Raw genomic sequence first — 11,835 nt, 5'->3', positions numbered from 1 at the left:
TCATCACTCTCCGCCTGAGGAAGGGGCAGGGTGGTATTGTTCCAGCCCGGATTGCGCCATGCGCTTTTCATACTCTGAAACGGTCCCGGGCCAAAGCGTCGTGTTCCGGCCCTTTGCGTCCTGATACCATGAGGCGCAGCCACCCACCTGCCATACGCTGCCTTTGTGCCGTTCGCGCATCTCCTGTTCGAAGGCTTCCTGGTAGTCCGGGCGGGGTGTTATAATCTGCAGTCCGTCGCGGTTCATCTGGTCCAGCACTCGGCCGATGTGGCGAACCTGTGCTTCGATCATCAGCACAACCGAGTTGTGACCGAGGCCGGTGTGTGGCCCAAGCAAGATGAAGAAATTGGGGAAACCTGCGATGGCAGTACCCAGATGAGCTTTCATTCCGTCCGACCATGCCTGGCGCAATGTCAGTCCATCGGATCCAGTTATGTCGAGGCGCTCGACGACATCTGTGACATGAAACCCGGTGCCCCAGATCAGGACGTCGGCCTGTGTACGGCTTCCGTCAGATGAAATGATCTGATCGCCCTCAATTGATGCCACACCGTGCGGGAGCACCGTCACGTTTTCACGCGCCAGCGCCGGGTACCAATCGTTTGAGCTGAGGATGCGTTTGCAACCGATACTATAGTCCGGCGTCAGCTGTTTGCGCAGACCCGGGTCTGCGATCGCGCTTTCCAACGATTTGCGCCACATCTTCATGGCAAAATTTACCATCCGTTTTTCGCCGCGGAACACGCGGTGGCGATACTCGAAGACCATGTAAATCAGTTTCCGGCGTGCCCAAGGTAACACCGGGATGCTGCGGTAAAGGCGGCGTAACCAGGGCGCGATCGGGCCATCCGGGCGGGGCAGGACATAGGGGGCGCTGCGTTGAAAGATTGTGACGTGTGCAGCAGTTTTCGCAATTTCTGGAACAAACTGGACAGCGGATGCGCCGGTTCCGACAACTGCGACGCGTTTTTCCTCCAGCGGCGTGTCGTTATCCCACTCGGCAGAGTGAAAGCAAGGCCCGGGAAAACTGTCCGCACCGGGTAAATCGGGGATGCTGGGCAGATGCAGTGCCCCTATGGCCGAGACCAGAAACCGCGCCGACCAGCGCTGCCCACTTTCGGTTTCCACCTGCCAGCGCATGCCATCCCAGCGGGCAGATTTCAGCTGCTGACCGAAATGGCATAGCTCGTAAATCCGCTCATCAAGGCAGACCTTTTTCAGATAGGCCTGAATTTCAGCGCCGCCCGCGTAGGCTCGGCTCCAGTCTGGGTTCAGATGCGTTGCCATGGAATAGAGGTGCGATGGGATATCACAAGCGACACCGGGATAGGTGTTCTCACGCCATGTCCCGCCAATCTCATTCGCTTTTTCAAGGATCGCAATATTCTTGATGCCGCGTTTGCGGGCCTCAATCGCCATCGTCAGGCCGGAAAACCCGGCGCCGACGATCAGCATATCGGTTTGACATTCCATGCGCCCGTCCCTCCCAAAACGACCGATATGGTTGGGTCAGACTATAGGCGCTGGAATGCGTGAGAACAGCCTCCCGTAGGGTCAGGCGCCGTTCTCGGTTTATTCAGCCGCGCAGGATTTCACCATTTGGATCAAAAGGCGGCTCGGAAAGAATGGTCGCCTTGTGCGGATGTCCCAATACCATCACCTCGACCTCATCCCCTGCTTTGGCACCGGTCACAAAGCCAAGCGCCAGAGACATGCTGACGGAATAACCATAAGCGCCAGAGGTCACGCGGCCGATACCCTGACCATTTTTGAAGATTGGCTCACCGCCAGTCGCGTCGGCGTTCGACGCGCTGGTGTCTGCCTCATCCAGTTGCAAAAGGACAAGCTGTTCGCGGGCAGGGTTGGTCAAAACAGTCTCGGCTGCGTTCTTGTTCAGAAAGTCTTTGCTGAACTTGCACAACCGATCCAGACCTACCTCATGCGGCCAGTATTCGGGGCTGTATTCGCGGCTCCACGACCCATACCCCTTTTCGACGCGCAAAGACATCAATGCCCGACTGCCAACTGGACCCGCGCCAAATTCCTGACCGGCTTGAAGCAGCGCGTCGTACAGGTTGGCCTGATCTTCGGTGGCGCAGTGCACCTCCCACCCCAGATCACCCGTGAACGAGACCCGCAGGGCCAGCACCTTGATCCCGGCCAGTTCGATTTTCGCCGACCGCATGAACGGAAAATCCTCGGTGGCGAGTGAGGTATTAGTGAGTCGTTGTAAAATCTCGCGCGATTTTGGGCCCGCGACGTTGAACCCGCACACAGCATGGGTCTTGCTTTCGAAAGTGGTGCCCTTGGGCAGAGGAACCTGCTTGAAGAACCGTTTGTGATAGCGTTCCGCCATGCCGGAACCGATGATCCAGAATTCGTCCTCGGCCACGCGGGTAACGGTGAAGTCCCCAGCGATTCCTCCGCGTTTCGAGATCAGCGGCGTCAGGCAGGACCGACCTACAGCCTTGGGCATAGTGTTGGCGAAAACTGCGTTGAGCCAACCCTCGGCCCCGGGGCCTTTGCAGACATAATTGGCAAAGTTCGAGATGTCGATGATCCCTGCGCGGTCACGCAGCATACGGCATTCCTCGCCAACCGGTCCCCACCAGTTCTGACGCGTAAAACCATTGGTGTCTTTGGCGCCCGGAGTGTCTGCGAACCATAGCGGATGTTCCCAACCAGCATTCAGGCCGAAGACGGCTCCCATTTGGGCCTGCGTGTCGTATACAGGGCGCGTCCGCGCCGGACGACCTGCGCTGCGCTCTTCGTTGGGGAAGTGAATTGCGAACCGGTGGGCGTACTGGTCCTGAACGCGGGCCATTGTGAACTCTTTCGTCGCCCAGTCATCGAACCGAGCCATATCCCAGGCGAACATATCGTACTGCGTTTCACCCTCGATGATCCATTGCGCCGCCATCAGGCCCATCCCGCCGGATTGTGAGAAGCCGGGGATGATACCGTTGCAACAGAAATAGCCGTCGGCCTCGGGCACTGGGCCCATCAACACGTTGCTGTCGGGCGACCAGATCATCGGCCCGTTGATAACCCGCTTGATACCGGCTTCACCCACGGCGGGCAGACGTTCGATGGCGTTCATCATATTCTCTTCGATCCGTTCCAGATCGTCGGGGAAGAGATCATGCGCGAAGTCGAGTGGCGTACCGTCCTCGGCCCAGAATTTCATGTCTTTTTCATAGGCGCCAACCAGCAGGCCCTGACCTTCCTGCCGCAGGTAGTATTCGCCGTCGCGATCACTGACCGAAGGCAAGCGCGTGCCGTGCGCGGCCACGTCCGCCATGGTTTCGGTCACGAAATACTGATGCTCGGTCGGTTGCAGGGGAAGCTCGATGCCAGCCAATTTAGCGACTTCGCGACCCCACAGACCGGCGGCATTGACGACCCAAGGGGTACGGATATCGCCTTTGGGAGTCCGCACAATCCAGGTGCCATCTTCTTGCTGGTCGGTCGCGGTGACCGGAGTGAAGCGATGAGTCTCGGCCCCACGCTGCCGGGCGCCCACCGCATAGGCATTTGTGACGCCCGAAGGGTCCACATTGCCGCCGTCAGGTTCGTACATCACGCAGCGGATGCCATCGTAGTTGACCAGTGGGTTTAGTCGCTGGGCCTCTTCGATGCTGATCTCATAAAAGTTCATGCCGTAAAGCTTGGCCTTAGCGGCCTGCAACTTCAGTTGATGTTCGCGTTCTTCGGTCTGCGCCAGATACAGCGAACCGGGCTGGAACACGCCACAGCTTTGGCCGGTTTCGGCTTCAAGCTCTTTGTACAGGTTCATCGTGTAGTGCTGAATGCGGCTGATATTGGTGCTGTCGTGCAGCCCGTGGATGTTCGCCGCGGCGTGCCAAGTGGACCCGGATGTCAGTTCATCCCGTTCCAGCAGAACCACATCCGACCATCCCAGTTTGGTCAAATGATAGAGGATCGAACACCCGATCACCCCGCCGCCAATCACCACCGCCTGTGCATTCGTTTTCATGAGCCTGCCGTATCAAAGTTGGTCCCGCCGCCATGTGTCATCATCGCAATAGCGCCGGCAACGGACATAAATTTCAAGTTGGGTTGAGTGAGTTTAATCTAAGGCTAAACTCAGAAATTCAGCTTGTGCGCCCGGCCATAGGCGACCAGCCGCTGGTTCAGCGCATCAGCTTCTGGCGCGCCGGATTCCAGCGCGAAAATGAAGGCATGTGTCAGGTAAAAGCAGGCCGCGTCGATGTCCCGCGCCGTTTCGCGCTCATCCGCGGCCAGGGTGTAGTACCGGATCAGGTCGGCAGGATCTTTGCGATCATGCGCGTCCAGTAGAAGTCGATCCAGTTCCTGTTTGTCCATAGGTGTCCCTATTTGTCGTCGACCGGCCAACCTTTGACTGGCTGGCCGATCCAATAAGGTTAGCCTGCGCGGCCGTTTTCGACTTGCGTCGCGACCCAATGGTGGAAGTTATGCGTCGGCCCGTCCATAGCGGGCGAAAACCGACCGCCGTCAAACAACATACCATGTCGGCCTTTCTGCATGCCTTCGACGACAAAGACATCCTCTTCGAATACAGTCTTCCACAGCTGCGCATTCGAAGCACGCAGTCCATCATGCTGCGGAGTGTCATCAACGCTTTTGGCGTAGTACAGCTCGATATGTTCGACGGTGTTTTCCTGATCGACTGGCTCCAGCACAATGGCAAATGCGTGATCGCGCTGCACGCCCAGCAGAACGTTTGGATAAACCGCAATATACTCAGCGCCTTCGTTCCACTTGTCGCTCAGCCCGTCAAAATCCGGGAAGGTTGCGCCGTCTTGATCTGTCAGTTGGCGGTAAACCAGGGTCCCTTGGCCCGAATACTGACCGCGCTCTTCGATATTGTAGTGATCCTCCAGCCGCGAATAACTGTTCAGACCGGGATGCACCCATGGCAGGTGATAGCTTTCGCAATAGTTCTCGACCGCCAGCTTCCAGTTGGTCTTGACGTCAAGCTTGAATGAGGACGTTTCACCGCCGTGGAAGACGGGTTTCTCAAATTCCTTCCAACGTTCCAGCAGAGGGCCGTGAACCTCTTCGAACTCAGGCGCATTGCCATCGACATTCACAAAGATCACATCCCGCCAGACATAGGAGCGTACGCGAACGAGGCCCAGGTCTTCGCGCTTGACGTCCTCGTGCTTGTTCTGGCCTGGGCCACCCACGTGTGGAGTTGCACGCAGCTCGCCTTTCAGGCTGTAGCACCAGCTGTGATAGGGGCAGCGGATTGCGCCGCCGATTTTGCGCGGCGTGTCCACCAGGATCATCCCACGGTGGCGGCAGGTGTTCTGGAAAACGCCAACCTCGCCATCCTTGTCCCGAACAACCAACAGCGGCATGCCTAGAAAATCGACCGGCTTTGCATCACCTTCTTCTGGTACGTCCTTGCCGAACCCGATGCCGGACCAGTTGGCATACAGCACAGATCGTTTTTCTTCGTTGAAAACGGCCGGGTCGACATAGTGTTCGTTCGGCAGGCCATTTGCGACATTTACATCGGCCAGAACGGAAGACAGCGCGCTATGCTTGTTCATCGGGCTCTCCTGAGGTTTTGCTGGATGCTTTTTATCCCTATTGGCGGATCGAACCTGCCTGCCTCAATATCAGAAAAGCTCATCAGAGGGTGATTTCACCTAAACCGAGCCTTCCTGAACCTCTTGAACGATCCAGTTTTTCAGGGCGCGGGCGCTCTCTGAGAGCTCTTCGTCGCGGCGTCCGACCAGGTAAAACTGGTTCGGCGCGGGCACTTGATGCGTGCCAATAGGAACCAGTTTACCTGATTGCAGCATAGGTTGAATCAACCGCTGCCAACCTAGCGCCAGCCCGGCACCCTTCCGCGCCAGCTGCAGCGCGACCGAGTAGCTGTTGACGCGGGATTCAACGGGTACGGTGCCGTTATATCCCAACTGCTGGAACCATTCGGGCCACGTGGTCCAGGTGCGGTCTTCTGAATCCAGGTGGATCAGCCGTTCAGACGTCAGATCCTCGAGACCGGCATCTGCCAGCCTCTCTGCCATCTCGGGGCTGCCAACAGGGACAAGCTGGTCGCGAAACAGCGGCGTATGTGACAGGTTCGGATCGCTGTCCCGCCCGTAGCGGATGAAAAAGTCGACGTCTGGGCGATCGCGAAAGGGTCGGTCCTGCGACAGCTGATCCACATTGACCTCGGGCATGTCACGCCAGAACCGAATAACGGCCGGAGACAACCACAACGCGGCAACCGCTGTTGTCGATCCTACGGTCACCTTTCCGGCCGTGGATCGGTCGCGGATCATGCTCAGCGTTTTCGAGATGCGCCCAAAGGACGTGGACAGCGCCTCGTACAGGGCTTTGCCGTCTTCGGTCAGGTCAACGCCGCGATGCTTGCGTTGAAAGAGAGGCGTGTCCAGATCGCCTTCAAGCGCCTTGATCTGGTGACTGACCGCACCGGGCGTGACAGACAATTCCACGGCGGCGTTCTTGAAGCTCAGGTGACGGGCGGCGGCCTCAAAGGCTGACAATGTTGTCAGCGGCGGCAGGTTGTAATGGCGTCGGGACATAGTGGCTGGTGAATCGCTATTCGGTTTAGTTTAGTTTTTGTCAACTCAGTTTTAGTTTTTTTGAAGGTGAAAGCTATAGCGCTTTTAAAGATTTGATGTTCTTTTGGCTCATGTTAACGGCGAATGTCGCATTTTTCGCCAATGCGTCGGTTCTGGCCGAATTTAGATCGGAGCGCCACTATAGTCAGTTCTACCAACAAATGTCGTGTTTTGCAGGCTTTTCAATAGCGAAATCCCGACGTCATGTGACGGGCCTGCGACCTAACGACGTCCCAAACTGACCACCGGGGAAAGCCGAAAGGGAAAGTGAAGGAGGCGTGGAACTCACTCCCGGTTGGTACGGCTGCATATCGCCAGATTGGAATGTGTGTTGAATTCAATGCAACCCAGCAGGCGCGGAACCATGCCGCTGAGAAGCATTTCTGATAAACAGGAACGAAACAAGAAAGAACCGATACGTCTGCTGCAGCACCATCTCCCACGTAAGAAGCGATTGGGTAAATGGCGGGAAATGCACAGACAGTTTCGAAATTAATACGACATCACGGAGGAGCAACATGTCGATACCCGAACCCTTTACGGATCTAGAGATAGAAACGGCGGATGCCGGTTTCTATGAAAACTACAGCGTGCCAATCGCGCTGATCAGTAAGGGCATAATGGTTGCCCTTGTACTGTGGGCGCTTATTTTCCCGGCCAATGCCAATAGCACACTCGGCAGCTGGAATGGCAAGATCCTGGAAATCTTCAACAGCTTCTACATTGTCATTGTTGGCTTGTTTGTCTTCTTCCTCGTCGTGGTGGCAGCCCTCCCGGCAACCGGAAAGCGGATCATGGGAACAGCGGGCGAAAAGCCTGAATTCTCAAATTTCTCTTGGTTCTCGATGATGTTCGGCGCTGGTCTGGGTGTCGGCCTGATGGTTTTTGCGACTGCTGAACCGCTGGGACTGTGGGGGTCAAACCCCGAGGTTGTAGGTGGCGCTGTTGCAGGTAACGACCCAGAGTCCGTTCAGTCGGCTTATCGGTACACTTTCCTGCACTATGGCTTCCACGCCTGGGCGATTTACGTGGTGACCGGTCTGTCGCTGGCCTATTACGCCTATACCCGTGACATGCCTTTGACCATTCGCGCGGCACTTACCCCACTGTTTGGTCGCCTGATGAACGGTTTTCTTGGCCATGTCGTTGACGTTCTGGGCGTTGTTGCAACAATTCTCGGCGTGTCCGTTACCATCGGGTTTGGTGTCAGCCAGTTCATCGACGGTTTGTATGCCATCACCGGGATGGGATGGATCATGGATTTTGGTGGTGAAGTGCCGACCCCGAGCAAAGTTGGCCTGATCGCAGGTCTGGTTGTCATCATGGGACTGTCGATCATTTCGGCGGTGTCGGGTGTTGGTCGCGGTGTTAAATACCTGTCGAACCTGAACCTTGTTCTGTCGATCATCCTGCTGGGCACCTTTGTCGTATTCGGCTCGTTTGTCTTTGCCATGACGACCTATGGCACGGCCCTGGTTGACTACCTGCTGCACTTCCTTTCGATGAGCTTTGGTGCATATGGTCCGTTGTCGGTTGAAGCCTTTACTGCGGCTCTGCCTGCGGAAGCACAGGCGCATGCGGCTGACCTGGTGGGTGGCGCAACGAACGCATGGGGCAGCTTTGATGGCTTTAAGAGCGGTCTCGAAGGTGCCGCTGCAGAGCTGAGCGATGACACTCTGGCTGCAGTTTACGCTGCGGGTGAGCAAGGCCGTCAGTTTGGCTGGCAGTCGGGCTGGACCACCTTCTATTGGGCCTGGTGGATTGCATTCTCGCCGTTTGTGGGATTGTTCCTTGCGCGTATCTCCAAGGGTCGTTCTGTACGCGAATTCATTCTGGGCTGTGTGTTCGCGCCAGCGCTGGTATGTTTTGCGTGGATGACCATTCTGGGCGGTACTGCGATTGATCTGGAATTGGCCGGTGCTGCTGAAGGCGCGATCATCGGTGCGTCGAACACCAATAAGCTGTTCGTGACACTGTCCTACATGATCGACGGTGGGCTGTTGTCCATGTTGAACGTCATGTGCGTGATCCTGATCATGACCTTCCTGGTGACCTCCGCGGACTCGGGCATTCTAGTGATGAACACCATCATGTCGGGTGGCAGCCAGGAAACCGGCATCAAGCATCGCATCATCTGGGGTGTTATTCTTACAGCCGTGATCGGTGCTTTGATCCTGGCAGCAGGCGAAAACAATCCGATGGACGCGTTGCGCAACGCTATGATCATTGGCGCGTTACCATTTACCATGGTTATGGGGCTGATGATGGTGTCGTTGGCCAAGGCGCTCTACCGCGACGGTCGGCGTGACCAGCACTCTGATACAAGCACACAGGCCGCTGAATAAGTATTGCTCATAGTGCCAAAACAGACGCCGCCCCGACCGGGGCGGCGTTTTTCGTTCGGTTGCCTGTGTCGCTTCCTGCAAACAGATATCGCAATCAGTGAGGTGCAAAGCCGCCGAATCCGTCAGTCTGGTTATCAAGATTGGAGGATTGCACCGTGAATATTCGTACTGCGACACGCTCTGGCGGACGCTCTGCCCGTCGCGCCCTACGCACCGCCCCGAACTTTGATATGTTGCCCGGCCTGACCCGTGGCATTCCATTGTGTGAAGTGATGGACGGCAGCCAGGTCGAACGCATCGATGCCGCCTCGATGGACATTCTGGAAAATGTCGGTGTTCAGTTTCGCGATCCCATCGCTTTGGAGGACTGGAAGAAAGCCGGTGCCAAAGTAGAAGGCGAACTGGTCTACCTGGACCGTGGCCTGGTGCGCGAGTTGATTGCCACTATCCCAAGTGATTTCACCTACCACGCACGTGACTCTAAAAAGAATGTTCGATTGGGTGGCAGGCACTCGATCTTTGTGCCGATGACCGGTGCGCCGTTCCTGCGCGATCTGGACGACGTGCGCCGCAACCCGACGCTGGACGATCTGGCAATGTTTCACAAGCTCAGCCATATGATGCCTGCTCTGCATTCTTCGGCGCATCACATCGTAGAACCGTATGATCACCCGATCAGTCAACGGCACCTGCGCATCACCTATTCCTCGATGAAGCATTCGGACAAGACGTTCATGGGCATGACCACCTCGCCTAAGAACGCCGAGGATGTGATGGATATGTGTGCAATCCTGTTCGGCGAGGCGTTCTTAGAGGACCATCCGGTAACCACCGGCAACTGCAACGGCAACTCGCCCTTGGTTTGGGATGAAACCATGCTGGGTGCGATGCGCGCTTTTTGTCGTCGCAAGCAACCGGTGCTCTGCTCGCCCTTCGTTCTGGGGGGCGCCAACACGCCTGCATCTGTTCCGGCCACCGTAGCGCAGTTAAATGCCGAGGCTCTCAGTGCGCTGGCCTACACACAGGTCATTCGCAAGGGTGCACCGGCGATCTATGGTCACTACCTGTCGACTGTGTCGATGAAGTCCGGTGCGCCGATGGCGGGCACGCCCGAGATCAGCTTGATGAACTTCATGATCGGCCAAATGGCACGCTATTACGGTGTGCCCTGGCGCACGTCGAACACCCTGGGCGGGGCCAAGACGTTCGACGCGCAGGCCGGATATGAATCTGCAACGACCCTACAGGCGGTCATGCATGCTGGTGCCAATTACATCTGGCACTCCGCCGGGTGGAACGAGGCGGGGATGCACTGCTCGGTCGCCAAGTTCATCGTAGATGCCGAACAATGCGCCATGGCTTACCGCATGGCCGAAGGGCCCAAGTGGCACGATTTCGATCAAGCCCTGGCTGCCGTACCAGATGTCGGGCCCGGAGGACATTACCTGGGCCACCCCCACACGCAGGACAACTTTCAGGACGCCTTCTTCATGCCTGAACTGTTCGACAACAACTCGATTGAACAATGGCAGGCCGAAGGAAGTGTCGAAATCACGGAACGCGCTCTGGGTCGGGCGCGCGCGTTGTTGGCCGAATATGAGGAACCCAAACTGGACGAGGCGAAAAACGAAGCCCTGCTGGAATACATCGCCCGGCGCGAGCGCGAGATCCCGGCGGCTGAAGAACTGAACCAGAGTTACTAGGATCATCTCCCCCGAGACTTGCCCGCCCGACAACAGGGCGGGTTTTTTCCTTTCAAGACACGACGGAATATCTGCAGTGAAAATTACCGAAATTCACATCTATAGCCACGATCTGCCGGTCAAGAACGGTCCCTATACAATGGCCAACGCCGAGGTTTGGGCGCTGGACGCCACACTGGTTAAGTTGGTGACCGACAATGGATTGGTCGGATGGGGTGAGACTTGCCCGGTTGGCCCTACGTATGCCGAGGCACACGCCGCTGGTGCGCGTGCCGCTGTGGCCCAAATGGCAAATGGGTTGCTAGGCGCCGAGGTTTCGCTGCTGGGGCTGCACCGTCGGATGGATGGACTTCTAAACGGCCACAACTACGCCAAAGCGGCCATAGACATTGCAGCGCATGACCTGCTCGGCAAGCATTTTGGGGTCAGCGTATCGGAACTGCTCGGCGGTGCCGAAGTGGACAAGGTTCCGTCGTATTACGCGACTGGTGTTGGGGCGCCGGATGATATCGCAACTCTGGCAGCAGGAAAATTGGCCGAAGGCTATCCGCGACTGCAAATCAAGGTTGGCGGCCGGCCGGTTGAGGTTGACATCGAAACCATCCGCAAAGTGTGGGAGGTCATTGGCGGGTCCGGAATGCGCTTGGCCGTGGACGGAAACCGAGGTTGGACAACCCGCGATGCATTGCGCGTCAGTCGCGAATGCCCGGATATCCCGTTTGTCATGGAACAACCCTGCAACACGATTGAGGACCTGCAAAAGATACGGCCACAACTTGGCCATCCGATCTACATGGACGAGAACTCCACCGATCTGAACACCGTTATCTCAGCGGCCGGCACTGGCCTGGTGGATGGGTTTGGTATGAAAGTCACGCGGATTGGTGGCCTGCAGCCAATGCGCACGTTCCGAGACCTCTGCGAGGCGCGCAATCTGCCTCATACCTGCGACGACAGTTGGGGCGGGGACATTATCGCCGCGGCCTGCGTGCATATTGGCGCGACGGTCCGACCCGATCTGCTGGAAGGTGTTTGGCTGGCCGCGCCATACATCGAAGGCAACTACGATGCCCAGAATGGAATCCGGATTGACGGTGGGCACATCCAAGTACCGACTGGACCGGGGTTGGGTGTCGTGCCCGACGAAACCCGCTTTGGCGCGCCGGTCGCGTCGTTCTGAGG

At 57.1% G+C, this 11,835-nt stretch carries 8 protein-coding genes; 3 read left to right on the top strand and 5 right to left on the bottom strand.

The genetic code is table 11. From position 1 onward, the window contains the following. Nucleotides 1-3 precede the first annotated feature (3 nt). From GOW92_RS07040 to GOW92_RS07020, 5 genes are all read right to left on the bottom strand, one after another. A complete protein-coding gene (locus tag GOW92_RS07040) occupies nucleotides 4-1,473 on the bottom strand; it encodes a flavin-containing monooxygenase (RefSeq protein ID WP_170559181.1) in 1,470 nt (489 codons plus the stop codon). Between the two features lie 103 nt (nucleotides 1,474-1,576). Continuing rightward, nucleotides 1,577-3,997, bottom strand: coding sequence for a GcvT family protein (locus tag GOW92_RS07035; protein WP_170559179.1), 2,421 nt, complete (start codon nucleotides 3,995-3,997; stop codon nucleotides 1,577-1,579). Nucleotides 3,998-4,107: 110 nt separating this feature from the next. Next, complete coding sequence (locus tag GOW92_RS07030; protein WP_170559177.1) at nucleotides 4,108-4,347, bottom strand: hypothetical protein; 240 nt, start codon at nucleotides 4,345-4,347, stop codon at nucleotides 4,108-4,110. Nucleotides 4,348-4,406: 59 nt separating this feature from the next. Continuing rightward, nucleotides 4,407-5,561, bottom strand: a complete 1,155-nt coding sequence (locus GOW92_RS07025; RefSeq protein WP_170559175.1) for an aromatic ring-hydroxylating oxygenase subunit alpha — start codon at nucleotides 5,559-5,561, stop codon at nucleotides 4,407-4,409. Nucleotides 5,562-5,660: 99 nt separating this feature from the next. Then, complete coding sequence (locus tag GOW92_RS07020; RefSeq protein WP_170559173.1) at nucleotides 5,661-6,566, bottom strand: LysR substrate-binding domain-containing protein; 906 nt, start codon at nucleotides 6,564-6,566, stop codon at nucleotides 5,661-5,663. A gap of 557 nt (nucleotides 6,567-7,123) precedes the next feature. Between GOW92_RS07020 and GOW92_RS07015 the strand changes: the two genes are divergently transcribed. From GOW92_RS07015 to GOW92_RS07005, 3 genes are all read left to right on the top strand, one after another. Further along, entirely contained in the window at nucleotides 7,124-8,950 is a 1,827-nt protein-coding gene (locus GOW92_RS07015; protein WP_170559171.1) for a BCCT family transporter, read from the top strand. Between the two features lie 155 nt (nucleotides 8,951-9,105). Beyond that, complete coding sequence (locus GOW92_RS07010) at nucleotides 9,106-10,653, top strand: trimethylamine methyltransferase family protein (protein ID WP_170559170.1); 1,548 nt, start codon at nucleotides 9,106-9,108, stop codon at nucleotides 10,651-10,653. Nucleotides 10,654-10,729: 76 nt separating this feature from the next. Then, a complete protein-coding gene (locus GOW92_RS07005) occupies nucleotides 10,730-11,833 on the top strand; it encodes a mandelate racemase/muconate lactonizing enzyme family protein (protein ID WP_170559169.1) in 1,104 nt (367 codons plus the stop codon). Nucleotides 11,834-11,835 lie beyond the last annotated feature (2 nt).

The organism is Ruegeria atlantica, assembly GCF_013032505.1.
GTDB lineage: Bacteria > Pseudomonadota > Alphaproteobacteria > Rhodobacterales > Rhodobacteraceae > Ruegeria > Ruegeria atlantica_F.
This window is presented reverse-complemented; position numbering and strand designations above follow the sequence as displayed.